General features: G+C 63.5%; 24 protein-coding genes. 7 read left to right on the top strand and 17 right to left on the bottom strand.

Annotated elements, in window-relative coordinates; translation table 11 throughout:
- Nucleotides 1-64: 64 nt before the first annotated feature.
- Genes HMPREF3162_RS00615 through HMPREF3162_RS00625 form a run of 3 tightly spaced genes read left to right on the top strand, consistent with a single transcriptional unit; the run spans nt 65 to nt 3,296 of the window.
- The gene (locus tag HMPREF3162_RS00615) at nt 65-982 is read left to right on the top strand and encodes a 1,4-dihydroxy-2-naphthoyl-CoA synthase (RefSeq protein WP_070776552.1); all 918 of its coding nucleotides are present in this window, start codon (nt 65-67) and stop codon (nt 980-982) included.
- Between the two features lie 21 nt (nt 983-1,003).
- On the top strand, nt 1,004-2,368 hold the full coding sequence (locus tag HMPREF3162_RS00620) for an AMP-binding protein (RefSeq protein WP_083318844.1): 1,365 nt from the start codon (nt 1,004-1,006) through the stop codon (nt 2,366-2,368).
- Complete coding sequence (locus HMPREF3162_RS00625; protein ID WP_070573364.1) at nt 2,358-3,296, top strand: 1,4-dihydroxy-2-naphthoate polyprenyltransferase; 939 nt, start codon at nt 2,358-2,360, stop codon at nt 3,294-3,296. Before HMPREF3162_RS00620 ends, HMPREF3162_RS00625 begins: the two co-directional genes overlap by 11 nt.
- Before the next feature lie 106 nt (nt 3,297-3,402).
- Here the strand turns inward: HMPREF3162_RS00625 and HMPREF3162_RS00630 are convergent, their stop codons facing one another.
- Nucleotides 3,403-3,669 (bottom strand): DUF4229 domain-containing protein, encoded by a 267-nt coding sequence (locus HMPREF3162_RS00630; RefSeq protein WP_070573362.1) that lies wholly within the window; start codon nt 3,667-3,669, stop codon nt 3,403-3,405.
- A gap of 45 nt (nt 3,670-3,714) precedes the next feature.
- On the opposite strand from HMPREF3162_RS00630, the gene HMPREF3162_RS00635 reads away from it, so the two are divergent.
- Complete coding sequence (locus tag HMPREF3162_RS00635) at nt 3,715-4,149, top strand: PLD nuclease N-terminal domain-containing protein (RefSeq protein WP_070573360.1); 435 nt, start codon at nt 3,715-3,717, stop codon at nt 4,147-4,149.
- Nucleotides 4,150-4,520: 371 nt separating this feature from the next.
- Here the strand turns inward: HMPREF3162_RS00635 and ccsB are convergent, their stop codons facing one another.
- The 13 genes from ccsB to HMPREF3162_RS00695 all read right to left on the bottom strand — a co-directional run bounded on the left by ccsB (nt 4,521) and on the right by HMPREF3162_RS00695 (nt 18,255).
- Nucleotides 4,521-5,657 carry a c-type cytochrome biogenesis protein CcsB gene (gene ccsB, locus HMPREF3162_RS00640; protein WP_070776554.1) on the bottom strand — a complete coding sequence of 379 codons (1,137 nt, stop codon included), beginning with the start codon at nt 5,655-5,657 and terminating at the stop codon, nt 4,521-4,523.
- Nucleotides 5,658-7,265 (bottom strand): cytochrome c biogenesis protein ResB, encoded by a 1,608-nt coding sequence (locus tag HMPREF3162_RS00645; RefSeq protein ID WP_070776555.1) that lies wholly within the window; start codon nt 7,263-7,265, stop codon nt 5,658-5,660. It abuts the gene before it with no gap.
- Nucleotides 7,265-8,071, bottom strand: coding sequence for a cytochrome c biogenesis CcdA family protein (locus HMPREF3162_RS00650; protein ID WP_070776556.1), 807 nt, complete (start codon nt 8,069-8,071; stop codon nt 7,265-7,267). Before HMPREF3162_RS00650 ends, HMPREF3162_RS00645 begins: the two co-directional genes overlap by 1 nt.
- Nucleotides 8,072-8,073: 2 nt before the next feature.
- On the bottom strand, nt 8,074-8,709 hold the full coding sequence (locus tag HMPREF3162_RS00655; RefSeq protein ID WP_070776557.1) for a TlpA family protein disulfide reductase: 636 nt from the start codon (nt 8,707-8,709) through the stop codon (nt 8,074-8,076).
- Nucleotides 8,706-9,368: a histidine phosphatase family protein gene (locus tag HMPREF3162_RS00660; protein ID WP_070776558.1), complete on the bottom strand. Its 663-nt coding sequence runs from the start codon at nt 9,366-9,368 to the stop codon at nt 8,706-8,708. Before HMPREF3162_RS00660 ends, HMPREF3162_RS00655 begins: the two co-directional genes overlap by 4 nt.
- Nucleotides 9,365-10,702: a glutamate-1-semialdehyde 2,1-aminomutase gene (gene hemL, locus HMPREF3162_RS00665; RefSeq protein WP_070776559.1), complete on the bottom strand. Its 1,338-nt coding sequence runs from the start codon at nt 10,700-10,702 to the stop codon at nt 9,365-9,367. The genes HMPREF3162_RS00660 and hemL overlap by 4 nt, the downstream gene beginning before the upstream one ends.
- Nucleotides 10,702-11,163: a MarR family winged helix-turn-helix transcriptional regulator gene (locus HMPREF3162_RS00670; RefSeq protein ID WP_070776560.1), complete on the bottom strand. Its 462-nt coding sequence runs from the start codon at nt 11,161-11,163 to the stop codon at nt 10,702-10,704. Before HMPREF3162_RS00670 ends, hemL begins: the two co-directional genes overlap by 1 nt.
- A complete protein-coding gene (gene hemB / locus HMPREF3162_RS00675) occupies nt 11,160-12,155 on the bottom strand; it encodes a porphobilinogen synthase (protein WP_070573348.1) in 996 nt (331 codons plus the stop codon). Before hemB ends, HMPREF3162_RS00670 begins: the two co-directional genes overlap by 4 nt.
- Complete coding sequence (locus HMPREF3162_RS00680) at nt 12,155-13,768, bottom strand: bifunctional uroporphyrinogen-III C-methyltransferase/uroporphyrinogen-III synthase (protein WP_083318845.1); 1,614 nt, start codon at nt 13,766-13,768, stop codon at nt 12,155-12,157. Before HMPREF3162_RS00680 ends, hemB begins: the two co-directional genes overlap by 1 nt.
- Nucleotides 13,749-16,235, bottom strand: a complete 2,487-nt coding sequence (gene hemA, locus HMPREF3162_RS00685; protein ID WP_083318846.1) for a glutamyl-tRNA reductase — start codon at nt 16,233-16,235, stop codon at nt 13,749-13,751. The genes HMPREF3162_RS00680 and hemA overlap by 20 nt, the downstream gene beginning before the upstream one ends.
- Nucleotides 16,236-16,402: 167 nt before the next feature.
- Nucleotides 16,403-16,669, bottom strand: coding sequence for a glutaredoxin family protein (locus tag HMPREF3162_RS00690; protein ID WP_070573346.1), 267 nt, complete (start codon nt 16,667-16,669; stop codon nt 16,403-16,405).
- Between the two features lie 130 nt (nt 16,670-16,799).
- Nucleotides 16,800-16,898: a 30S ribosomal protein bS22 gene (locus HMPREF3162_RS11255; protein WP_019174583.1), complete on the bottom strand. Its 99-nt coding sequence runs from the start codon at nt 16,896-16,898 to the stop codon at nt 16,800-16,802.
- A gap of 160 nt (nt 16,899-17,058) precedes the next feature.
- Nucleotides 17,059-18,255 (bottom strand): acetoin utilization protein AcuC, encoded by a 1,197-nt coding sequence (locus tag HMPREF3162_RS00695; RefSeq protein ID WP_070573344.1) that lies wholly within the window; start codon nt 18,253-18,255, stop codon nt 17,059-17,061.
- A 120-nt stretch (nt 18,256-18,375) separates the two neighbouring features.
- On the opposite strand from HMPREF3162_RS00695, the gene HMPREF3162_RS00700 reads away from it, so the two are divergent.
- Both HMPREF3162_RS00700 and HMPREF3162_RS00705 read left to right on the top strand, forming a co-directional pair.
- Nucleotides 18,376-19,782, top strand: coding sequence for a TrkH family potassium uptake protein (locus HMPREF3162_RS00700; protein WP_083318847.1), 1,407 nt, complete (start codon nt 18,376-18,378; stop codon nt 19,780-19,782).
- Nucleotides 19,775-20,452: a potassium channel family protein gene (locus tag HMPREF3162_RS00705; protein WP_070573341.1), complete on the top strand. Its 678-nt coding sequence runs from the start codon at nt 19,775-19,777 to the stop codon at nt 20,450-20,452. The genes HMPREF3162_RS00700 and HMPREF3162_RS00705 overlap by 8 nt, the downstream gene beginning before the upstream one ends.
- A gap of 55 nt (nt 20,453-20,507) precedes the next feature.
- Here the strand turns inward: HMPREF3162_RS00705 and proC are convergent, their stop codons facing one another.
- The 3 genes from proC to HMPREF3162_RS00720 are packed head-to-tail and all read right to left on the bottom strand — an operon-like array spanning nt 20,508 to nt 23,330.
- Entirely contained in the window at nt 20,508-21,335 is an 828-nt protein-coding gene (gene proC, locus HMPREF3162_RS00710) for a pyrroline-5-carboxylate reductase (protein ID WP_070573339.1), read from the bottom strand.
- A gap of 27 nt (nt 21,336-21,362) precedes the next feature.
- Nucleotides 21,363-22,274 (bottom strand): sugar phosphate isomerase/epimerase family protein, encoded by a 912-nt coding sequence (locus HMPREF3162_RS00715; protein WP_083318848.1) that lies wholly within the window; start codon nt 22,272-22,274, stop codon nt 21,363-21,365.
- Nucleotides 22,275-22,319: 45 nt separating this feature from the next.
- Nucleotides 22,320-23,330, bottom strand: coding sequence for a Ppx/GppA phosphatase family protein (locus tag HMPREF3162_RS00720; protein WP_070776626.1), 1,011 nt, complete (start codon nt 23,328-23,330; stop codon nt 22,320-22,322).
- A 37-nt stretch (nt 23,331-23,367) separates the two neighbouring features.
- Between HMPREF3162_RS00720 and HMPREF3162_RS11510 the strand changes: the two genes are divergently transcribed.
- Nucleotides 23,368-23,571, top strand: coding sequence for a hypothetical protein (locus tag HMPREF3162_RS11510; protein ID WP_141759510.1), 204 nt, complete (start codon nt 23,368-23,370; stop codon nt 23,569-23,571).
- Nucleotides 23,572-23,579 lie beyond the last annotated feature (8 nt).

Genomic DNA, 23,579 nt, shown 5'->3' on the forward strand with positions numbered 1-23,579 from the left:
GCTGGACGCTGTTGTGTGCAGCAGCGGGAGTCGCGGGGCGTGCACCAGCTAATAGAGTGGGGGTATGAGCGTTTCGGAAATCTTCAACCCCAGCCGCTGGCGCGAAGTCCAGGGCTTTGACTTCACCGACATCACCTACCACCGGGCCGTGGACGAAGACGGCGCGGACGTCGGCGCGGTGCGCATCGCCTTCGACAGGCCCGAAGTGCGCAACGCCTTCCGCCCCCACACGGTCGATGAGCTCTACCGCGCACTCGATCACGCCCGCCAGACCTCGGATGTCGGCGCGGTTCTGCTGACCGGCAACGGCCCCAGCCCCAAAGACGGCGGCTGGGCGTTCTGCTCCGGCGGTGACCAGCGTATACGCGGTCGTTCCGGCTACCAGTACGCATCCGGTGACACCGCCGAATCAGTCGACCCGGCACGTGCCGGAAGGCTCCACATTCTCGAAGTTCAGCGGCTTATCCGCACCATGCCGAAGATCGTCATTGCGGTTGTGCCCGGCTGGGCCGCCGGCGGAGGACATTCCCTGCACGTGGTGTGCGATATGACGATCGCAAGCCGCGAACACGCCAAGTTCAAACAGACCGATGCCGATGTCGGCTCCTATGACGCAGGCTACGGTTCGGCGTATCTGGCGAAGATGGTCGGGCAGAAGAAAGCCCGCGAAATCTTCTTCCTGGGCCGCACCTATTCGGCACAGGACATGGCCGACATGGGTGCCGTCAACGAAGTCGTCGACCACGCTGAACTCGAAGAAGCCGCGCTGCAGATGGCCCGCGAAATCCTGGGCAAGTCCCCCAATGCTCAGCGGATGCTGAAGTTCGCCTTCAACCTGGTTGACGACGGTCTCATGGGCCAGCAGGTGTTTGCCGGCGAAGCCACCCGGCTGGGCTACATGACGGACGAAGCCGTTGAGGGCCGCGACAGCTTCCTGGAAAAGCGCGATCCCGACTGGACGCCGTTCCCCTGGTACTACTGATCTGCTGCTGATCCGACATACGTGCCCACCGAATTTCCCTCACCGACCCCGGCTGAGGCCAGCCGAGTGTTCGCTGACGCGCTGGCCGGCCGGCATATCGCCGTGCTGCCAGGCGGAGGCGCCCGGCATCTGACCGCCTATCCGCTCTCCAGCTGGCGAGGCGGAGCTGCCGCTTACAGCACTGACTCGCCTGACCGTGGGGCAGCTGAGACCGGGACGGCTTCTGCAAGCACACCTCCGGCGCTGGTCGTCTTCACCTCCGGTTCGACCGGCAGACCGAAAGGCGTGGCACTGTCAGCTGAAGCCCTGCGCGCCTCAGCCGCCGCGACCGAAGATGCACTGTCCGGGCCGGGCCGCTGGTTCCTGTGCTTAGCACCGGATCATATTGCCGGTGCCCAGGTGATTCTGCGTTCGCTGCGCTCTGGGACAGTGCCCTTCGACGCCCGCGGGAACTTCACGGCCGAGCGCTTTGCCGCCCAAGCCGAGGAGTTCTTCCGTTCCGAGCGGGGGGAACCGGCCTACGCCTCGTTGGTTCCGACCCAGCTGACCCGCATCCTGCGCGACCCTCGGGCAGCCTCGCAGGCAGCAAGGTTCGATGCTCTGCTCGTCGGCGGGGCATCACTGCACCCGCACACAGCCGCAGCTGCGCGGCAGGCGGGCCTGCGCGTGGTCCGCACCTACGGTATGTCTGAGACCGGCGGCGGCTGCGTCTACGACGGACGCGCATTCCCACAGGTGGATATCCGCATTGCCGACGACGGGCGGGTGTCCCTGTCCGGCCCCGTCATTGCAGACGGCTATGTCGAGGTCGGCCCGAACTCGATCGTGCCCAAACCAGACCCCGGTTTCTCTGTCGACAGCAGCGGGCGGCGCACATTCCTCACCTCTGATACGGGGCGCTTCGACAGTGCGGGAGTGCTGACCGTCACCGGGCGAGTCGACGATGTCTTCCAGTCAGGCGGCACAAATGTTTCGCCCCTGGCCGTCGAGTCCGTGTTGCTTGACGAACTGGCCGATGACGGGATCGATGAAGTTCTCCTGGTGCCCGTTGACGACCGCGAATGGGGGCAGTTGGGAGCACTCCTAGTGCGCGGTCCCGGGGCCGAGTACTATCGGAACTCGGCCCCAAAGCTCAAAAGCAGATTCAAGCGGCTTTTGGACCCTGCCGAAATCCCCCGATGGGTGCTTCCCGTCGAGGCGATTCCAGCCAAGGGGATAGGCAAACCCGACCGTGCAGCAGCACGCCGACTGGCAGCGCAGATGCTGCGAGAAGGGGCCCAGTCGGACTCGGCAGAAGCCGGGTCCGCACCGGCAGCCCGGACAGAACCGACCGGCTTGCCAGCAGAAGATTCAACAGACATGAGGACGGACAAACGTGGCGAGTAGAACGCAGCTGTGGATTTCCGGAGCGCGGCTTCGGACGCTGCCTTTGGCTTTCGCACCCGTTGTCCTCGGTGCCGGCGCAGCGCTTGGCCAGCTGGGCGGCATGTCCGCTCTGGTGATCGGCTCAGTTGACCCGTCCGTCGACGACAACATCAACGGTTGGGCGCTGCTGGCGAAGGGCCTGCTGGCTCTCGTTGTGGCATTGGCGCTGCAGATCGGCTCAAACTACGCCAATGACTACTCCGACGGAATTCGCGGCACCGACGACGACCGGGTGGGCCCCCTGCGGCTGACCGCCAGCGGCCTCATCCCACCCGAACAGGTCAAACGGGCGGCTTTTATCTGCTTCGGCATTGCCGGGTTCGCGGGACTCCTGCTGACAATCATGTCCGCGGCCTGGTGGATGCTCTTGGTGGGCGCTGCCGCAGTTCTTGCCGCCTGGTTCTACACCGGCGGCAAACGCCCGTACGGCTACATGGCCCTCGGCGAAGTCTTCGTGTTCGTGTTCTTCGGGCTCGTTGCGACTCTCGGCACCACCTACGCAATGGCAGGCCGACTCAGTCCCGCCGCATGGGCCGGAGCGGTTGCCGTGGGCCTCTACGCGTGCGCTGTTCTCAAAGTCAACAACCTGCGCGATATTCCGACCGACATCGAAGCCGGCAAACGCACACTCGCTGTGCTGCTGGGCGACCGCCGTTCGCGCATTGTGTACCTGGCGCTGGTGTTTTTGCCGTATCCGCTGCTGGTTGTGCCGATCATCAGCGGCTATTCGGGTGCGCTTCTGGCAGTCGGTTCGATCATCCTCGTAATGAAGCCCGTGCGCGCTGTTGTCCACCAGAAGACAGGCCATGCGCTCGTGCCCGCCATCAAGCACACCAGCATCGCCGCGCTCGTCTACGCGGTGCTCCTGAGTCTGGGTCTGGCCCTCTAGCTCAAAGCTGACGATGGGCCGCTGGGGTCGCATCGGCGGCACCGGACTTCAGTGCCGCTGCATACCTGACTTCGGTGCCGCTGCATTCGCAACGGGCTCGTCGAGTTCAGCGGTGCTGTTCGTCGATTTCGTCTTCGATCGCTTCGTCGCTGCCGGCCTTGGGCGCACGGTTTCTGCGCTGGGCGGTCCATTCCGTCATTGAGGAGACGGCTTTCTGCTTCATACCGTTGAGCAGCAGATAGCTGAGCAGAGTCGCCACGATCACGGCAACGATCGTCGACAGCAGGCTGGGTCCGCTGAAGTACCAGATGACAGCGACTGAGGCTGCGAGCAGGCCGATCCGGGCGGCGTTGTACAGAAGGAAATCACGCATGGTGCCCCTCATTGTAGTCCCGCGGCAACCACTACGATGGAGTGCATGGCCCGCATGCTCATCGCAATCATCGTCATCTACACGGCTCTTGCCCTGTACAGCCTTTTCGACTGCATTTCCTTCGATTCATCGCGAATCAAAATGATGCCGAAGGCGGCCTGGGCTGCGATCATTCTCTTCTTGCCGGTAGTGGGAATTGTGCTGTGGTACCTGTTCGGCCGCGGAGGTGCCCTGCAAGGAGCCAATGGCAGCGAGTCCGTGCCCAATGCACCCGACAACGATCCCGAATACCTGAAGAAGATTTCAGACGACATCGAACTTCGCCGCCTGCGCGAACTCCAGCGCCAGCAGGAAGAACAGCGCAGGGCTGAAAAGCTGCGCGGCACAGGATCAGAGCCGCGCAAGAACTCGCAGGGTGAAGACAGTGCTGCTTCGGCAGATGACGAGCCGGGTGACGATTCACCCCGCCACGACAGCTGAGCGGCACCTCGGCCCCTCATGTCTTTCACCCGCCCAGATCACAAGGCGCCACTTCCCTCACACCAGACCGGCACCTCGGCTTCTCATCTCTTTCACCCGCCCACCCAATAGCCGGATTCTGCGCCTTAGCAACAGCTGCTAAGGCGCAGGTCTGTTGCTGAAGGGAGTGCCCTTGCGGCTGACGGGTGTTTCTATGGCTGAAGCGGGGATCCTGGACTTGCCCTTGGCTGAAGTGGGGATCCGGCTAGCGGGTGGAGGCCGGAATGCAATAGGTTCCCCGCGCTCACGCACACAAAAAAACGGGTGCATCCGCATGAGCGAATGCACCCGTCGAAGAGTTCAGGGCTGCAAGGACTGAGCCAGCCTGCTGATCACAGCCCGGAGTATGAGTGCAGGCCGTTGAAGTACACGTTGACGATCGTAAAGTTGAAGATGATCGTGATGAAGCCGATGAGGTTGAGCCAGGCAATTGTCGTCAGGCGCAGACCGCGGGTTGCACGCGAGTGCAGGTATGCAGCGTAGACAACCCAGATGACGAACGTCCAGATCTCTTTGGCATCCCAACCCCAGTAGCGGCCCCAGGCGACTTCGGCCCAGATGGCTCCGGCGATCAGGGTGAAAGTCCACGTGATGAAGCCGACCGCAGCCAGACGGTAGGACACAGCTTCAATCGATGCCGCCCGCGGCATGCGCTCCAGAAACGACAGCCGGCCGGCATCGCGTCCGGCTGCAACGCGCTTTTCACGAGCACCCTGCAGCAGCTGCACCGTGGCCAGCGCGGCTGAAACAGTCAGCAGGCCGGTGGAAAGAATCGCAATCGGAACGTGAATGAGAATCCAGTACGACTGCAGTGCCGGAACGAGCGGTGCTGCAGGAGTGTAGAAAACAGTCGTCGCAAGGCCGATTGACACCAACAGGAACCCGGTGACGAATGTGCCAAGGTAGCGGACGTCTTTGTAGCGCAGCGTCACAACATAGACAGCACCGGCAACGGCGCTGGCAAGCAGCGCGTACTCCATCATGTTGCCCCAGGGAGCGCGCATGACCGACATGCCGCGCGTGACGATCGAGGCGATGTGCAGAAGCAGCGCCAGAACCGTCAGGGACGTGCCGACATTGGCAAACACGCGACGTTTGCCGCCATCGACAGCGGAAGCATCACCGCGACCGCCCTTCTCGTTCGCTTCGTCGGCCGTGCGATTGGAGTACACCCGGTCAGCAGGACCGTCGAGGTTCTCCTGCACGAGCGTGCCGACAGCACCGCCGTCATCAGCCGCTCCAGCATCAGCCGAGGTACGTGTGCGCGATGTGCGCTTCGCACCTTTCGCCGCGTCTGCGACTGCACCGGAAGAGGCACCGGAATCAGCCGAGTCAGCTGCCTTCCCGGCGCGCTTCTTCTTGCCTCCGAAAAGGTCAAAAGCGTAGACGATGAACGCGAGCGCATAGACCGCACCAGCCGAATAGATCAGAAGCATTGACCAGCTGGCGAGCGTGACGTTGACTTCCACTTATCCCTCCGCGGATTGGTGATCAGCAGACGAAAGTCTGTCTTTCAATTCTACGCCACAGCGCTCTGCCGCCTGCTTGACGCGTGGGTCTTCGCTGCGGGCCAGCGCACCGATTTCCACTTCGCCGTCACGCACCCGCACCCACATGCGGCGGCGCGGAATGAACATGGCCAGTGCCAGTCCGATGAACATCAGCGTGGTGACCACCAGCATGAGTCCCTGCACCGGGTCGTGGCGGACGTCGAGGCTGACGAACTTCGCTATCCGCTCAAACTCGATTGTGCCGAGCCCATCGGGCAGCTGCACTGTCTGTCCCGGCTGCATCTGGGTGATCCACTGCTTTCCGTCGTCGCCGTTGACGGCTTCCATACCCGCAGTGTCGAGTTCGTAGACGTTCTGTGGAATACCGGCATCAAGCCCCAGGTCACCCTTGTAGAGGTTCATGACGAGCACGGGGTTGCGCAGTTCTGCAAACTGCGAGTACAGCTCACCTTGCTGATTGACGCCCGCTGTGGGAAGCAGGATGCCGGAAAAGCCCAGCTGGTCATTGCCCGCGCCGGTGTCGGGAACTTTGATGACACCGCGCGAGGTGTAAACACCGTCTTCGGGCACGAACACCACGGGCCCGGAGTAGGTCACCTTGCCCTGTGCGTCGCGTACTGTCACGACCGGTGCGTAGCCGTTGCCTGTCAGATACACGCGCGCCCCGTCCACGCGGATGGGCTCGTTGACTTTGAGGTTGTGTTCAGTCGAAACGCCGTCCGTGGTTTCCGTGATGACGGCGTCGAATGCCCGCGGCTGGCCGAACTGGGCGCCTTCGCTGGTCGAGTCGAATTTCGCGTCGAAGCTCTCCAAGCGCAGGCGGAAGTTTGCCAGGTTGTCGGCGTCGAAGTAGCGGCCTGGCTCAAATGAGTCATAGGACACGAGGGAGTTTGTGAACGTGTCCCCTTCGACGAGCACGCGCTGGCCACCGTAGCCGAAGATCGCGCCGATGGCCATGACGATTGTCGCGCCCAACATGGCGAGGTGGAAGAGCAGGTTCCCCGTTTCTCTCAGGTAGCCGCGTTCGGCGGCGATGTGGTCGCCGCGGCCCACCGTACGGTAGCCGTTCTTCTTCAGGTATTCCTGTGCGGTTTCGAGGATCTGCTCGGCCGGGGCGGTGTGGGTGAAGCTCTGGTAGCCGGGCATTCGGGTGAGCCTGCGCGGGGCTTTCGGCGGCTGCGAGCGCATTGCCTTCCAGTGCTGTTTGGTGCGCGGCAGAACACAGCCGACCAGCGAAATCATCAGCAGGATGTACACGGCGGAGAACCAGAATGACGAATAGACGTCGAACATCTGGAACTTGTCGAGGATTTCACCGGTCCGACCGTTGTCGATGATGAAGTTCTGAACCTTCGCCGGGTCCTGAATGCGCTGCGGCAGGAGCGATCCGGGGATAGCCGCCAGTGCCAACACCAGCAGCAGGATGAGTGCGAACTTCATGGTGGTCAGCTGACGCCAGGCCCACCGGAGCATGCCGATGAACCCGATGTCCGGCGCTTTCTGGGACGACTTGCGATCCGCGGTGCTTGCCGCGGCCGCGTCTGGTGTCGTCGGTTTGTCTGTCATCACACCACCGTTTCGAATCCGCCGATGAGGTTCTGCATGTTGTTCATGATGATCGTCCATACGCCGGTGACCATGAGCAGGCCCAGCAGGATGAGCATGACACCGCCGAAGATCACAATGCCGCGCTGGTGCCTGCGGAGGAAGGCCAGGCGTCCCATGCCCTTGTGCAGCAGATAGGCCACAAGCAGGAAGGGCAGGCCGAGCCCCACGCAGTAGGTGAAGGTCAGCAGCATGCCGCGGCCGGTGCCGCCGTCAGCACCAAAGCCTGTTGACAGGGCCAGAACCGCCGCCAGGGTGGGGCCGATGCAGGGTGCCCAGCTCAGTGCGAAAGCGGCACCGAGCAGCGGGGCACCCCACAGCCCGGCTTTGGGCTTCTTTGCAATGGGCTTGTTGGTCTGAAAAGCCCGAATACCGCCTAGGAACACGACCCCGGCAAGGATGACTGCAATGCCCATGACGCGGGTGACAATGCCAATCCAGTCACTGAGCAGGCTGCCGAGTGCCCCGAAGGCCGCGCCCAGGGCGACGTAGACGGCTGCAAAGCCCAACACGAAAAGGCCAACCCCGCCGAGTACCGCAGAGGTGCGCTTCTGTTCGACCGTTGTGCCGGTCATTCCCGTGACATAGCCGATGTAGCCGGGAACCAGGGGCAGCACACAGGGTGACAGGAACGACACGAGCCCGGCGATCGCCGCGACCGCCATGGCCAGCAGCAGCGGACCGTTGAGGACCGTCTGCGCGAATGCCGAACCGAGGTCAGCGGCCTGCACCGTCCCAGCGGCCTGCACGGTCCCGGCGGGGAACATCGTCAGTCTTCTTTCATGGCGTCGTCGATCAGACCGCTGAGCGTGGAAGCTTCGACGGCACCGACGACGCGTGCGGCCGGCCGGCCCTCAGAGTCGAGGACGACGGTCGACGGGGTTGCCCTGGGCGGCAGAACATCAGACAGCAGTCCGACCATTTCGCCGTCCGTGTCGAGCATGACGGGATAGGACACATTGAAGTTGTCGACAAAAGCCTGAGCCGCGGCCTCCTGATCACGCACGTTTGCGCCGATCAGCTGAGCTTTGCCCTCGTATTTCTCTGCGACTTCTTCGAGTTCGGGAGCTTCCTTGCGGCATGGCGGGCACGCTGCATACCACAAGTTGATGACCGTGATGGTCCCGTCTTTGCGGATGTCCGCCAGTGAGGTCTTCTTCCCATCCAGAAGGGTGATGTCGAGGTCGATCGGCTCAGTGCGCTCATTCTTCGGGATCTGAGTGACCACCCCGGTACCGGAGACATAGCCCTGCTGGGATCCGGCCTGTTCGGCCACTCCCCCGGTTTCTGTTCCACCGCAGGCGGCCAGCCCGAATGCAAGGGCGCAGGCGAGAACAGCTCCGACTGTTCGGCGGGTGCGCCCGCGGCCTCGCTTGTCCGCCACGGCAAGCGCTGCATTCCTCATGCTCCTGCCACCGCCTTTGTCGGCTGGAGGTCGGCGTTGACATCGGTGTAGTCAACCCCGACGAGTTTGGCTCCTTCGAAGCTCAGCGTGGTCACGGATCCCAGGCTGCATTCGCGGTTGCGCGGATCGTGTGCAAGCGGCTTGCCCTCGGCTGCCATGCGGGACATCCAGATGGGCAGCTGGTGGCTGACGATGACGCCGTCAACCGCATCGAGCCCTTCGGCCTTCGCCACAGCCTCAACCCTGTTGCGCAGAGTGAACATCGCAGCCTGCATGCGGCGCACCTGGCTGATGTACGGCTCTCCCCACGATGGGCGCAGAGGATTCCATACCAGCGGCAGGTTCGCCGGTGCGAAGACCGACGCACGGTTGACCTTCTGTCCTTCAAAGCGGTTGCCGGCTTCGATGACACGCTCGTCAACCACCGGTTCGAGCCCGGTCGACTGTGCCAGAGGCGCAATTGTCTGGGCTGTGCGCAGAAGCGGCGAGCGCACCAGGCCGCGCACGTGAAAGCGGTCATCGGCGAAGTAGTCGCTGATCCTTTCACCCATCTGGCGGCCCCGGGCCGTCAGCCCGAATCCGGGCAGGCGCCCGTAGAGAATGCCGTCGGGGTTGTCGACTTCACCGTGGCGGACCAGGTGGATGCGCGAGGTGGTCATGCCGACTCCCCGTCTGTCGCCCGGGCTGCCGCCTTGGCTGCGGCAGGCAGTGCGGACACCACACGGTCGAGGATCTGCGCGGTGTGAGCTGCCGAGAGGAACCACACTTCAAAGGCACTGGGCGGCAGGTGCACGCCCTGTTCGAGCATTGCGGTGAAGAATGCCGAGTAGGCGGCGGTGTTCTGTGCCTGCGCATCGGCGAAAGTGCGGACTTCGCGGTCGGTGAAGAACACCGAGAACATGGAGTTCGCCGACTGGATGGTGTGCGGCACGCCTTCGGCGCTGAGAGCCTCCGTGATTGCCGGGCGCAGGACGTCTGCGGCGGCTTCGATCGTCGGGTAGACGTCGAGTTCGCGGGTCAGCTGCAGGGTGCGCAGACCCGCGGCCGAGGCCACCGGGTTGCCGGAGAGGGTGCCTGCCTGGTAGACCCCGCCCTTGGGTGCCAGAGCGTCCATGACTTCCTGACGTCCGCCGAAGGCCGCGATCGGGAAGCCGCCGCCCATGACTTTGCCGAATGTGAACAGGTCCGCCGGTCCGTCCGGGTAGCCCAGGGCTTGGCTTTCGTAGCCGTACCAGCCTGCTTCGGAAACGCGGAAGCCCGTCATGACCTCATCGGAGATCATGAGCGCACCGTGTTCTTTGGTCAGCGAGCGGATGAGGTTGGTGAAGCCGTCACGGGGCGGGACGACGCCCATATTGCCCGGGGAGGCTTCCGTGATGACCGCGGCGATTTCGCTGCCGTGTTCGGCAAAGGCGCGGCGCAGACCGTCCTGGTCGTTGTAATCGAGTATGAGAGTGTCTTCTGCGGTTCCCTTCGTCACGCCGGGAGTGTCCGGCAGACCGAAGGTGGCAAGACCGGACCCTGCGGCCACGAGCAGCGAGTCAACGTGACCGTGATAGCAGCCTGCGAACTTCACAATCTTGTCCCGACCGGTGTACCCGCGTGCCAGGCGAATGGCCGACATTGTGGCTTCCGTGCCCGAGTTGACCAGCCTCACCTCGTCAACCGGCGCGACCCTGCTGGCAATCTCCTGAGCCAGTTCGACTTCCGGAACCGACGGCGTTCCAAACGAAAAGCCGCGGGCGGCGGTCTCCTGGACCACGCCGAGAACTTCCGGGTGTGCGTGGCCGACGATCATGGGACCCCAGGATCCGATGAGGTCAACGTACTCGTTGCCATCGACATCGGTCAGCAGCGCACCCTCAGCGGAGTGCATGAAGCGGGGCGTTCCGCCAACGGCGCCGAAAGCACGCACCGGTGAGTTCACACCGCCGGGAATGGCCTTCAGAGCGCGCTCAAAGAGTTCCTGGGACTTCTGCGTGGGCTGGGTCATCACACTGCCTTTCTCAGATGTTCTGCTGCTCGGGTGAAGACGTCTGCCAATACCTGGGTCTCTTCGGGAGACATGAGGTCGATCAGGTGCCTGCGCACACCTTCGACGTGCACGGGGGCGATCTTCTGCATCAGCCCCCACCCTTCGTCGGTCATGCTGCAGTTGACACCTCGGCCGTCACCTTCCGTGGAGCTGCGCTTGAGGATGCCGCGCTTTTCCAAACGCGCCACGGTGTGCGACAGGCGGGATCGGGAAACGCCGATGTCTTCGGCGATTTCAGCCATGCGCCTGCAGCGGCCGGGCGATTCTGACACGATGACGAGAACTTCGTAGTCCGCCAGCGCAATGCCTGCAACTTCGCGCAGTTCGCGGTCAAGCACTGTCTGCAGAAGCGTTTGGCCCTGCAGCATGGCCCTCCAGAACCGCTGCTGTGTTTCATCCAGCCAGGGCGCGGCGTTCATTGTTCAGCGAGCCATTCAGCGGCCTGAGTCGCGTAGTAGGTCATAACGGCGTCAGCTCCTGCGCGTTTGAATGCCAGAAGTGATTCCAAAACCGCGGGTCTGCGGTCGATCGCGCCGGCAGCCGCGGCGAATTCCAGCATGGCGTACTCACCGGAGATCTGGTAGCTCCACACCGGCACCGGAGAGGCTTCTGCGACATCTTTCAGGACATCCAGGTAGGGCAGGCCGGGTTTGACCATGACGATGTCTGCACCTTCTGCCAGATCCAGCTGGAGTTCGTGCAGTGCTTCGCGCGCATTGGCAGGGTCCTGCTGGTAGGCGCGACGGTCACCGGAAAGCTGCGAATCCACGGCTTCGCGGAACGGGCCGTAGAACGCCGAGGCGTACTTGGCGGTGTAGGCCATGATGACGGTATTCGTGAACCCAGCTTCGTCGAGGGCTTCGCGCACAACACCCACCTGGCCGTCCATCATCCCCGACAGACCCAGAACGTCCGATCCCGCACGCGCCTGCGCAACGGCCATTGAGGCGTAGCGCTCAAGCGTTGCGTCATTGTCGACATCCCCGTGTTCGTCGAGCACACCGCAGTGGCCGTGGCTGGTGAATTCGTCCAGGCACAAATCGGTCATGACGACGGTGCGATCGCCAACAGCGTCTTTCACCCGACGCACGGCCACGTTGAGAATGCCGTCGGGGTCATCGGCCTGGGAGCCGCGCTCGTCATACTCCAGCGGGATGCCGAAGAGCATGATTCCCCCTACCGACGCCTCGACCGCTTTCTGTGCGGCCTCAACCAGCGAGTCCAGGGTGTGCTGGCGCACGCCCGGCATCGAGGTCAGTTCGACGGGAGCGTCCAGCCCCTCCTTGACGAACAGCACCTCGATGAGGTCTTCCGGCTGCAGCTTCGTCTCCGAGGTCAGGCGGCGCATTGCCGCCGACTGGCGCAGGCGACGCGGGCGAACCGCGCCGAACGGGAGGGACGTGTCGGTCATCAGCCTCTGCTCCTTCGCGAAGTCCTCCGGTCCTGCGAGGGGCGGACCGGAACTATTCCTTCGGCCAGCGCGTCGTCGCGGCGTTTGCGGGCGAAATCGGACAGTCCGGCGATGAGGGCCGGAAGGCTGGCTTCGTCCGCCAGGACGTCGACGTGCAGGCCGTGATCCTGTGCCGTCTGAGCCGTTGCCGGCCCGATGGCTGCAATAACGGTGGAGGTGTGGGGTTTTCCGGCAATGCCCACCAGGTTGCGAACCGTCGACGACGACGTGAACAGCACGGCGTCGAAGTCGCCTCCCTTGATGGACTCGCGAATGGGCTTCGGCGGCGGAGCGGCGCGCACAGTGCGATAGGCGGTGACGTCGTCGACCTTCCAGCCGCGCTCGGTCAGACCCTCCACCAGCACGTCGGTGGCGATGTCTGCCCGCGGCAGGAGCACACGGTTGAAGCCCTCTTCGTCGTCAAACGCCGGCCAGTCTTCGAGCATGCCTCGGGCGGACTGTTCGCCGCTGGGCAGAAGCTCTGGCTCAATGCCCCATTCGCGCAGAGCCTCAGCGGTTTTGTCCCCGACGGCGGCGACTTTGACGCCCGCGAGGCTGCGCACGTCCAGACCGAGATCGGCAAGCCACATCTTGACCGCTCTGACCGCGTTGACCGATGTCAGGCCCAGCCACTGATAGTCGCCGTCGACAAGAGCGTGAATAGCCCGCTCCATCTGGCGGGGCGAACGCGGCGGCTGGATGGCAATAGTGGGCACCACGGTGCCCTCGGCACCGTACTCAGCGAGCGCCTCGACAGTTTCGGCACCCTGTTCGCGTGTGCGCGGCACGAGCACCTGCCAGCCGAACAGCGGCTTGGATTCGAACCACGAAAGCTCGCGGCGCTGCTCGACAACAGCTCCGAAAATCGTCTGCACCACCGTGTCCGACTCGAAGTCGTCGCGCAGCCGGTCAACCAGCTGACCCAGCGTGGTTTCGATTGAGTGCTGGTGAACGGTCGACACACCGGATACGACGAGCACGGGGGTCTCGGGCTCCCATTCGTCGCCGAGCATCCCCTCGACAGCCGTGATGGTGTCGGTCACGGAGCCGCTGATGACGTGGCCGGTGTTGGCAAAGCGCGAAACATCGCTGCGGGTCATATCGGTGGCAGAAACGTAGCGCACCGAGCGGACGTTGGCGTTCGTCAGCGGTGTTCCCGTAAACGCCGCGGCAGACGACGCCGCCCCGACACCCGGGACGATCTCAAAGCCGACGTCACCGCCGGCCAGCACCTGCGCCTCGGCAGTGGTCGAGGTGAACAGCAGCCCGTCATCGGCGGCCAGGCGCACGACCATGCCGTGCTCCTGGGCGAGTTCGCCCAGCCTGCGGCCGCGGGTGTGCGGCTGCACGCCCATTTCCGATACCGGACGCAGCAGGGTGTCTTCCGGCACGTAGGCGTCGAGGAGATCCCGGTGGAGGTCATCTTCGTGGACGACGACGGCTGCCGAGGCCAGAAGCTCCGCACCTCGGATGGTCAGCAGGGAGGGATCGCCGGGACCGGCACCCAGGAAGAACACTTTGGGCACGGCCCGCTGCGGGCGGTTCTGTACAGAATCACCGCTGGTCACGGTCACCTCCGGGGGTCATTACAAGATTCGTTTCTGGGGCGTTGGCACCGCTGGCGGTTCCGGGCACAGCGCCGAGTGTTTTGAGCAGTTCGTCTGCTGTTCGATAGCCGAGCTCTCTGGCGATCCGGCGCGACTCCGACTGGATTCCGCGGGACAGTTCGACCATGTTGTCGGTGACTTCGTCCGGCAGTGTGGCAATCGTGGACAGGCGGCTGAGCTTGCCTTCGTCGTCTGCCATGACGGCAGCCAGTGTCAGCGCCGCGCCGTCAATCGAGGCCAAAGCGCCGATGGGGGCTGAACAGCCGGCCTGCGAACGTTCGAGAATTGCGCGTTCGGCGTAGACGGCGAGGCTCGTGGCCGGGTCGTGCAGAGCTTCGAGGGCTTCGCGGATCTCCTGGTCGAAATCGCCGTGCGCGGCATCGGGTGCGCGGCACTCCACTGCCAGCGCTCCCTGCCCCGGGGCCGGGAGCATGACGGAAGGATCGAGCACGTCGGTGACTTCGCCCAGACGCCCCAGACGGCGCACGCCCGCGGCTGCCAGAACGACGCCGTCAAGACGGCCCTCTGTCACGTGGTCGATGCGGGTTCCCACATTCCCGCGCACACCCGTGACCGTGATGTCGGGGCGGGCTGCCCGCAGCTGGGATGCGCGGCGGGGCGAACCGGTGCCGACGACGGAACCTGCCGGCAGTTCGACCAGGCTGAGTCCGTTGCGGGCGATCAGCACGTCAGAGGGATCCACGCGAGGCGGAACCGCCGCCATCTCGATTCCCGCGGCGGGGGCTGTGGGCAGGTCTTTGAGCGAGTGCACCGCAATATCCACTTTGCCTGTCAGCAGTGCGGTGCGCACGGACGATACGAAAACGCCGGACCCGCCCAGGCGGGCCAGCGGCGTCATATTGACGTCGCCTTCCGTGACCACTTCGACGATCTCAACCCGCCAGCCGGTGCGCGCGGCAAGCTGCTGGGCGATCGCGGTGGACTGGCTGCGTGCCAGCTGGCTGCGGCGGGTGCCCAGGCGGACGGTCTGGCCCGTGAAGTGTTCGGGCTCGACCACGTCGAGGGTGTGGTCGGCGACCGGTGTTGTGCCGTCGGCTTCGATGTGGCCGCTGCTGCCGTCAGCTGTCTGCGCGACAGAGCCGACTTTGCTGGCCCGGCGGTCGGTTTCGGGTTCCCGCGTGCGGGCGCTGAGGTCGAACAGCATGTTCAGCGCGGCAGCGTAGTCAACGCCGGAGTCTGCTGTGGCGAGTTCTTTCACCTTGACCGTCGGGGTGTGGATGATCTTGTCTGCCGTGCGGTGCAGTGTCTTGCTGATCTCGGCTATTGCGGCGTCGCTGACAGACGCCCCGAGTTTGTTCTTCAGGCGGTCGAATTCGGCATCGACGATCATAATGGCCTGTTCGCGCAGGGCGGTGACTGTCGGCGATACCCTGCGAGCGGCACGCCGTGCGGCATCGTCGACCATGGCCTTCTCGATAAGAGCGCGGGCTTCGGCGATGACGGTGAGCACGGATTCGGACTGCGCGTGTTCATTGGCGGCAATGAGCCGGCTGATGCCGTCGAGGTTGAGCACCCGAATGTGGGGAAGTTCGCCCACTTCTACTGCAATGTCATAGGGCAGCGCCAGGTCGATGAAGAACTTGTTGAGGTTCTGGTCGAGGTCCTGCTGCAGTGAGGCGATGACGGTGTCCTCATCCAGCACAATGCCCCTGGCGCCGGTCACCGACACAATGAGGTCCGCCTGCGCGATTTCCCTCACCAGGTTGGTGTGCGTGAGTTCAACAGCCTCCCCGCCTGCGGACTGGGCAAGGCGCAGAGCCTTGTCGAGGGTGCGGTTGATGACGCGTATGCGCGCAGCCCCGTGGGCTTTGAGGGCTTTGACGGTGAGGCCTGACATTGCGCCAGCGCCGACGACAAGCGCGTTGGCTCCGGTGAGGTCACCCACGTGGCCTTCGGCTTCGGCCAGGGCGGTGTCCAGCAGCGAAAGCGAAACCGATGACAGCTTGGTTTCGGAATGCACCCGCTTGCCCACTTCCAGTGCGGATTGGAGGGCTTCGCTCAGACCGCCGCCGACCGAACCGCCGCGTTCGCCATCGTGCAGGGACTTACGCAGCTGGCCGAGGATCTGGGTCTCCCCCAGGGCCATGGAGTCAAGGCCGGAAGCCAGCAGGAAGAGGTGTTCCTGGACTTTGTCATCGAAGTGAACGTAGATATGTGAGAAGAGCTCTGACCACGGGATCCCGCTGACATCGACCAAGGCGGTGCCGAGGTCGGCCAGTCCGCCGTGGAAAGATGTGACATCGGCGATGATTTCGAGCCTGTTGCACGTGGACAGCACAACAGCGCTGTTGACGAAATCACGCTCTGCCGCTGATCGGCGCAGCAGGTCTGCCCGCTCAGCGTCCAGAGCGAGCGCGTCAAGCACGTCAAGAGGTGCTGAGTGATGGGATATTCCCAGAACCAGCAGTGTCAATGGTCTTGCTCCCTCATTGCGAACGACTCCCGTCGATCGCTGCTTTCAAGCTCACCGGACTCCCGTGAGCACAACGGCGCCCCAGCGCTGTTTCATTCCCGTTTGGCGCCACGGCTGTCAGCCGCACCGCCCTGATCATCGGCCCGAACCGACAGTGCCGCGGCCACTCAGCCGCGTTCGTGTGCCGCACGCAGAGCCTGCGCGAACCGGTGTGGGTCCACGCGGTGGAAGCTGTGCTGGCGGCCGTTGATGAGAACGACTGGAACATCCCAGTCGTATTTGGCCTGCAGCTGCGCATCGGAATCGATGTCCACCACGCTCAGCTGCACATCGATCTGTTCTGGCAGGTCAGCGAGCACACTGTCGACGACTGCCCGCGCAGTGTCGCACAGACCGCAGTCGCTACGGGTGAGGAACTGAACTTGGACGCCCATATGAGCCTTCCCGCACTGCCCCGGGCGCCAGCCCGGAGCACAGCGCGTCATCGGTGCAGAAAGAATTCCGCACCGGTTCATTCAGCACGAAACCCCGCCGGATCGCTTCGACGGGGGCGTGCGGAGTTGATTACTTCTTGTTGCGGCGCTGGTGGCGGGTCTTGCGAAGCAGCTTGCGGTGCTTCTTCTTGGACATACGCTTACGACGCTTCTTGACTACCGAACCCACGTTCTACCCTCGCGATTCCGACGATTCCCCCGCTTACAGCGGGCTGACTTAACCGCTCAATCCTAACGGGCAACCCTGCAGAAACCCAAACTTCAACAACCGGCCATATGAACTCGGTGCCAGCGGTCTGGTATAAGGGCCCGCGCCGTGGACCGCGCGCTCAATCGTAGTAGGCGTCCAAACCGTAGAACGGGAAGATGTTCTTGCGCGTGCTCATGACAGTGCGGTCGAGGTCGGATTCGGGATCGTAGCCGCGCTCCCAGGCGGGGAATTCAGCATCTGTGCCGTCGGTCATCCGCTTGGGCGCATCGCGGCCGGTGAGGCTGTAGACGTAGTCGCGCCAGCGGTCCGGCATTTCCGTTGCCGGCTTCAGTTCGATGCCGCCTGCGATCGCCACGAGATTGGTCCATGCGCGCGGGACCACGTCGATGATGGCGTAGCCTCCGCCGCCGACGGCCAGCCATTTGCCGTCCGCGTGCTCTTCGGCGAGGTCACGCACCCATTCGGAGGCTCGACGCATAGCGTCAACCGAGAGCCGCAGGTGCGTCAGCGGGTCCAGATTGTGCCCGTCGCAGCCGTGTTGAGAGACGATCGCCTGCGGTTTGAATTCGCGGATCACCTGGGGAACAACACCGTCGAGCGCACGCAGCCAGTCGGCGTCCACAGTGCGCGGCGGCAGGGCGATGTTGACCGCGCTGGCTGCGGCTTTCATCCCGCCGATCTCGGATGCGTAGCCGGTGCCGGGGAACAGGAAGCGGCCGTTTTCGTGCAGGCTGATGGTGAGCACACGAGGGTCGTCCCAGAAGAAGTGCTCGGTGCCGTCACCGTGGTGGGCGTCGAGGTCGAGGTAGACCACGCGCTCGTACCCGGCGTCCAGAAGCTCTTGAATTGCCGCCGCGCAGTCGTTGTAGACGCAGAACCCGGCAGCTTTGCCGGGCATTGCGTGGTGCATTCCACCACAGAAGTTGACCGCGCGGTTGTACCGGCCGGAGGCAATTGCCCTGGCCGCTTCGACACTGGCCTGAAAGAGCCTGCCGGAGGCTTCGTGAATCTGGTCGAAGCGGGGGACGTCTTCCGTGCCGACCCCGTAGGTCTGCTGGTCTTCTTCCGAGATCGAGGCGGAAGCCCCGGCCGCTTTGACGGCGTCGATGAATTCCTGAGTGTGCAGGCGGGCGAGCGCTTCCTCGTCGACCTGCGGCACGGACTGGATGTGGATATTGGAGGCGTCGAACAGGCCGAAGTCCTGCGACAGCTTCGCCGTCAAGTCAAGCCGCAGCGGGTGCATGGGGTGGTGCGGACCGAAATTGTATTCGGTGAGGGATTCATCCCACATCACCAAAACTTCTTCTCTGCTCATACCCGTACTGTAGCCAAACGTGATCCGGTTCACTCACAGAGGCTCACCCCAATATTCGCTCCCAAGCTGCTTGCGCTGTTTTCCCGCGTGCGCGCACGCGGGTGAGTATGCTGGCTGACTGTGAGGAAGAACGGCAAGAACAAGCGCGAACTGCTGGCAACGGCAGCGCTGCCGGCGCGAGCTGCGCGCGACTTTGTCGACAGGGTTGCCGAACAGTCCCCCGCCAGGCTGGCAATGGGCGCGTTCGTCGTCGTCATCATATTCTTCACCGCGCTTCTGTGCTTGCCGGCAGCCCACCGGGACCCCTCGGACTTTTCGTTCGCCAACAGCCTGTTTGTTGCCACCTCGGCCGTGTGCGTTACGGGTCTGACCCCGGTGACCCTGCACGAATACTTTTCGAACTTCGGCCTGGTCATCATCGCCGCCGGCGTGCAGGTCGGCGGTATGGGCATTCTGACTATCGCTTCTATGCTGGGCATGCTCATCTCCAAGAAGCTCGGGGTGCGCCAGCGGCTCATCGCAGCTCAGGCGACGAACACGTTCAAACTCGGTCAGATGGGCACGCTACTGCGCACCGTCATCAGCACGGTGCTCATTGTCGAGACGATCGTGTTCTTCGGACTGCTCATCGGCTTTCTTCGCCGCGGTGAACAGCTGGGCCAAGCGGCGGCCTCCGCAGCTTTCTATGCCATTTCGACCTACAACAATGCGGGCTTTGCCATTCACGATTCGGGCATGATCGCCTTCTCCGACGACTACTGGATCGTCTCCACAGTGATGTTCTCCGCTTTTGTGGGCTCACTGGGCTTCCCGGTGGTGCTCATCATGGGAGTCCTGTGGAACCGCCCCCGCCAGTGGGATCTGCACACCAAGCTCACACTCACGACCTCGCTCATTCTGCTGGCCGTCGGCAGCGTTCTCATAGCAATCTTCGAGTGGGGCAACGAAAAGACGCTGGCGGGCACCGGCGTCGTCAACTACGCGTTCCAGTCTGTTTTCATGTCGCTGACCGCGCGGTCTTTGGGTATGAACACCGTCGACGTCGCATCCATGTCAGATGCCAGCCACTTGGCGCTCGACGTTCTCATGTTCATCGGCGGCGGCTCTTCGTCTACCGCCGGGGGCATCAAAGTCACCACCCTTGCGGTGCTCGTGCTGGCCGCCTGGGCGGAAGCGCGCGGCGCCCGGGACGCTGTTGCCTTCAAGCGGCGCATCGACCCGTCGGCTGTTCGCCTGGCGATCTCCGTGACGATTGCAGGGTTCATCATCGTGATCGGCGGAACCATGGCGATGCTGGCCATGACCCACGAAGACCTCGATGACGCCCTCATGGACGTAATCTCTGCCTTCGGCACGTGCGGGCTGTCCTCCGGGTTCACTGAGAGGGCACCAGAACCGGCGCTGTACATTCTGAGCCTGCTCATGTTCCTGGGCCGACTGGGTACTATCTCCCTGGCGGCCGCACTGTCACAGCGCGACTCGCTGACTCATTTCCGCCACCCGGAAGAAAGGCCGATCATTGGCTAAGCGCAAACAGAAGACCGACAACTCGTCGGTGCTGGTGGTCGGTCTTGGCCGCTTCGGCGCGTCGACTGCCGAAAACCTGATGAAGCTCGGCAGGCAGGTGCTGGCTGTCGAAAGAGACCCGGGCAAGGTAGCGGAATTCGCAGGCAAGCTCACCCACGTTGTCGAAGCCGATGCCACCAACCTCGAGGCCCTGCGCCAGCTGGGAGCCGAAGACTTTTCAACCGCCGTGGTCGGCATCGGAACCTCGATCGAAGCGTCGGTGCTGACCACCGCTAACCTCGTCGACATTGGAATCGGGCAGGTGTGGGCGAAGGCCATCTCGAATTCTCACGGCAAGATTCTGCACCGGATCGGCGCCGAACACGTGCTCTACCCGGAATCTGAGGCGGGAGCCCGCGTAGCCCACCTGGTGTCATCGCGCATGCTCGACTACATCGAGTTCGACGACGGGCACTTCGCGGTCGTCAAAATGCGCCCGCCGAAAGAAGTGCAGGGCTTCACGCTGGGCGAATCAAAGATCCGCGATGACTACGGCGTCACGGTCGTGGGCGTCAAATCGCCCGGCCGCGACTTCACCTACGCCGAACCCAGTTCGCGCATCGGCGAACACGATGTGCTCATCGTCGCAGGCCACGTCGAGCTGCTGGGCCGTTTCGCCGGGCGGCCTTAGACGGCTCTGCGACCGTCGGCAGCGAACCGGCCGGTGGGCCTGTGCAGCTTCCCAGTCAGCTGTTTTCGCGCTCCATTGCGGCGGCCTTGTCAGCTGCGGCCCGTGCTGCGCGGACGACGCTCTGTTCGAAGCCGTCGGCTTCAAAGGAGTCAACCGCGGCGGCAGTTGTGCCGCCGGGGTGGGCAACGGCCCGGCGCAGCTTCGCAGGATCAGGGTCGGCTGCCAGCAGCAGACCCGCCCCTTCTGCAGTGGCGACGGCCATGCGGCGCGCTGTGTCTTCATCCAGGCCGAGTTCTTGACCTGCGGCAATGAGCTTTTCTGCCAGCAGGAAGAAATAGGCCACCCCGGAACCTGAAATGCCGATCATGCCGCCGATTGCCGATTCGGGCACCGTGAACACCTCACCGGCACCCGACAGGAGCCTCGTAAGAGCCGCAGTCTGCTCTTGCGACATCGTGTTGTCCGGTGACACCGCGATGACGCCCTTGCCGATCGCAGAAGGGGTGTTCGGCATAATCCGCGCAATGGGGTTGTTCGGGAAGGCTTCGGCCAGTGTGTCCAGCGAAACCCCCGCGGCCATGGACACAATGACGGCCTCCTTGGCGAGAGCTTCGGCAAAGCTCGCAGCCGTTTCGCGGATTGCCCACGGCTTGACTCCCAGGAAGACGAAGTCCGCCCCGGCGGCTGCATCGGCGTTGGAGCTCTCGCTGTCTTCGGTCGCGTTCGCCTCAATTCCGAGGTCTTGTGTGAGCCGATCGGCCGATGCGCGCGAATGTGTGGTTGCGCGGACGCTCTCAGCATTGAGCGCATCTGTGCTCAACATTCCCTTCAGCAGGGAAGATCCCATGCTTCCCGCTCCGATGATGGAGACTGTCACAGCCATTTCTGCTCCTTTTCTTCTGTCGCCGTCCTAGCAGCCAAGCCCCAGGTGCTGCCGGGTGAAGGCCAAAGATTCCGCCAGCATGTCCATGCGCGTGGACTTTTTGCGCGCAAAGCGCGTGTTGACTTCAATGACCGCTTCGCCAGACCAGTTGACCTTAGCCAAGTACTGCAGGCACTCTTTGACCGGCATTTTTCCGCGCCCGGGCACCAGGTGTTCGTCCATGAGGGAGCCCGCGCCGTCGGTCACGTGGAGCACGCGCACGCGATCGTGGATCTGCTGCAGGGTCTCCAGGGCGTTCATTCCCGCCGTCGATGCGTGTGAGAAGTCAAACGTCATATTGTCGTAGTCTTCGTCCAGCGGGTTCCAGTCCGGATAGTAGATCTGCAGTTCGCGCACACCGGCTCGCCACGGGTACATGTTCTCCACCGCCAGGCGCACACCGGTTTCATGTGACAGTCGGCGCACTCCGTCGACGAAGCCGCGCGCATAGTCTCCCTGCCAGCGAAACGGCGGGTGCAGAACAACGGTTTCGGCCCCAACGTCGAGCGCGAGCTTCGCGGTCAGGCGCAGCTTTTCCCAGTTGTCTTTGTGCATCACCCGCGGCAGCAGCAGAAGCGTCGGAGCGTGCAGCGACAGCACCGGCAGGCCCGTGCGCTGAGCGTATTCGAGGATGTGCGAGGCACTCTGCGTACCCGGATTGTCGGTGATCATGATCTCGACACCGTCGTAGCCCAGTGCAGCCGCCGTTTCGAAGGTGTTCTCCACTGTCATGGGGTACACCGAGGATGACGAAAGTCCCACGCGGATCCGTCCGTCAGAGGTGTGCACTGCGCCGTACTCGTACACGGGATTGTTCTCAAAATAGGCGCGGTGGCGCAGGGAATCTGCGCGAGCGCGGTTCTTCTTCGTGAACGCCTTACGAGGTGTTTTGTCTGTCACGCTTTCAGTTTAGGCGCACCCGGCTGACCCGGTCAGACCACTCCGTTAGACATCGGCACCGTGCTTGCCGTTGGTAGTCGTGGGGGTTTCGTCGCCGTCGAGCGTTTGGCGCACAGAGACGGGCTCTGCGGTGTCCAGCAGGTCCAGTTGGCGCATGATGATGCCTTCGCGCAGCGCCCAAGGCGAAATCGCCATCTTCTCGACTCCGAAGATGGTGAAAGCCGCATCCGCAACAATCGCGCCGGCAAGCACCTGGCCGCCGCGGTTCTCGGACACTCCTGGCAGGTCGGCCCGCTGGGCGGGTGTGCGCGATGCAAGTTCCTCGATTATCCGGGGCATGTCTTTTGCGTGCAGGTAGCGCGGAACGTAGATGCCGTGGCTCGACGGTGCCGCTCCGGCAATGCGGGCCAGGGAGCGGAAGGTCTTGGATGAGCCGACTATCTGGTCGGGTTTGCCCACTCGGTTGATCTGGCCGGCGACCTTGCCGATTGTGTGGCGGGCGTGCCTGCGCAGCTGCGCGATTTCGTCGGGGTTGGGAAGTTCGTGGTTCAGGTAGTGGTTGAGCATACGGCCTGCACCCAGCGGCACCGAGACTGCCGCATCGGGGTATTCGTCAGTTCCGGCGGCCAGTTCGAACGATCCTCCGCCGATGTCCATCATCAGGATCTTGCCAGCTGACCATCCGAACCAGCGGCGGACCGCCAGGAAGGTGATGCGCGCTTCGTCCTGCCCGGACATGACGTTGAGGATCAGGCCGGTCTGTTCGTGAATCTTGTCGATGAGCTTCTGCCCGTTGGGGGCTTCGCGCAGGGCCGATGTGGCAAAGGCCAGAATCCGCTCCGCGCCCTGTTCTTCTGCTTCGACAATGGCTTCGCGGCAGAAGTGCAGCAGCCTGTTGGCCCCGTATTTCGACAGCGAACCGTCGTCTTTGAGATGTTCGGCCAGCCGCAGAACTTCCTTGTGGGATGAGGCCGGAAGCGGCGGGGCACCTTCGTGGGCGTCGACCACCAGCAGGTGAATGCTGTTGGATCCGATGTCGAGAACGGCTAAGCGCATGGTCTGCATCTTACCGCGCGGTCCTATTATCGGAGGTATGCAGAACACCCGAGCCCCGTGGATTGCGGCGACTTTCATTATGACCGTTGCTGCGGTTGTGTTCTCCCGCCTGCCTCAGCTGCATGATCTGCGGCTGTATTCTCTGATTGCCGCGCTGGCGTTCTTCTTGGCCGGGCTCGTCATGGCCGGCCGCTCGCTGCGCGAGGCCTGGGCCCGCAGACGCAGCCAGCGGCGGCGCTGACGCAAGCT

Source organism: Brevibacterium sp. HMSC07C04 (assembly GCF_001815905.1).
GTDB lineage: Bacteria > Actinomycetota > Actinomycetes > Actinomycetales > Brevibacteriaceae > Brevibacterium.

Excerpts from the sequence above, each read along its gene's own strand:
- HMPREF3162_RS00630 (WP_070573362.1), bottom strand. The coding sequence starts at position 3,669 with ATGCGTGATTTCCTTCTGTACAACGCCGCCCGGATCGGCCTGCTCGCA.
- HMPREF3162_RS11510 (WP_141759510.1), top strand. The coding sequence starts at position 23,368 with ATGCAGAACACCCGAGCCCCGTGGATTGCGGCGACTTTCATTATGACC.
- HMPREF3162_RS00615 (WP_070776552.1), top strand. The coding sequence starts at position 65 with ATGAGCGTTTCGGAAATCTTCAACCCCAGCCGCTGGCGCGAAGTCCAG.
- HMPREF3162_RS00690 (WP_070573346.1), bottom strand. The coding sequence starts at position 16,669 with ATGGGCGTCCAAGTTCAGTTCCTCACCCGTAGCGACTGCGGTCTGTGC.
- HMPREF3162_RS00670 (WP_070776560.1), bottom strand. The coding sequence starts at position 11,163 with ATGAACGCCGCGCCCTGGCTGGATGAAACACAGCAGCGGTTCTGGAGG.
- HMPREF3162_RS00645 (WP_070776555.1), bottom strand. The coding sequence starts at position 7,265 with ATGACAGACAAACCGACGACACCAGACGCGGCCGCGGCAAGCACCGCG.
- HMPREF3162_RS00635 (WP_070573360.1), top strand. The coding sequence starts at position 3,715 with ATGGCCCGCATGCTCATCGCAATCATCGTCATCTACACGGCTCTTGCC.
- HMPREF3162_RS00695 (WP_070573344.1), bottom strand. The coding sequence starts at position 18,255 with ATGAGCAGAGAAGAAGTTTTGGTGATGTGGGATGAATCCCTCACCGAA.
- hemB (WP_070573348.1), bottom strand. The coding sequence starts at position 12,155 with ATGACCGACACGTCCCTCCCGTTCGGCGCGGTTCGCCCGCGTCGCCTG.
- HMPREF3162_RS00655 (WP_070776557.1), bottom strand. The coding sequence starts at position 8,709 with ATGAGGAATGCAGCGCTTGCCGTGGCGGACAAGCGAGGCCGCGGGCGC.
- HMPREF3162_RS00650 (WP_070776556.1), bottom strand. The coding sequence starts at position 8,071 with ATGTTCCCCGCCGGGACCGTGCAGGCCGCTGGGACGGTGCAGGCCGCT.
- HMPREF3162_RS00720 (WP_070776626.1), bottom strand. The coding sequence starts at position 23,330 with ATGCGCTTAGCCGTTCTCGACATCGGATCCAACAGCATTCACCTGCTG.
- proC (WP_070573339.1), bottom strand. The coding sequence starts at position 21,335 with ATGGCTGTGACAGTCTCCATCATCGGAGCGGGAAGCATGGGATCTTCC.
- hemL (WP_070776559.1), bottom strand. The coding sequence starts at position 10,702 with ATGACCCAGCCCACGCAGAAGTCCCAGGAACTCTTTGAGCGCGCTCTG.
- HMPREF3162_RS00660 (WP_070776558.1), bottom strand. The coding sequence starts at position 9,368 with ATGACCACCTCGCGCATCCACCTGGTCCGCCACGGTGAAGTCGACAAC.